We start from the raw sequence: 321 nt of genomic DNA on the forward strand, positions 1-321 counted from the left end.
CACCTATGTTTCCACAGAGGTCCTGCTGGCCGGTATCGCCAAAGGCAACTCCGACGCAGCCAAGGCGATGCACGAGGCAGGCGCCACCTTCGAGGCCATCCGCGGCGCTTTCGAGTCCGTTCGCGGCAACCGAAAAGTCACCACCGAGGAGCCGGAAGGCCAGTTTCAAGCACTGGAGAAGTACTCCACCGACCTGACTGCACGCGCCCGCGAAGGCAAAATCGACCCAGTGATCGGACGTGACCAGGAGATCCGGCGAGTCGTCCAGGTACTCTCCCGTCGCACGAAGAACAACCCTGTGCTCATTGTCGAGCCTGGCGT

1 protein-coding gene is annotated in these 321 nt (G+C 62.0%); it reads left to right on the forward strand.

The window, feature by feature from the left end; translation table 11 throughout:
* On the forward strand, positions 1–321 hold a 321-nt coding region (locus CYJ76_RS11835; RefSeq protein ID WP_331250405.1), incomplete at both ends, for a Clp protease N-terminal domain-containing protein.

It is taken from the genome of Kytococcus schroeteri (genome assembly GCF_002847825.1).
Classification (GTDB): Bacteria; Actinomycetota; Actinomycetes; order Actinomycetales; family Dermatophilaceae; genus Kytococcus; species Kytococcus schroeteri.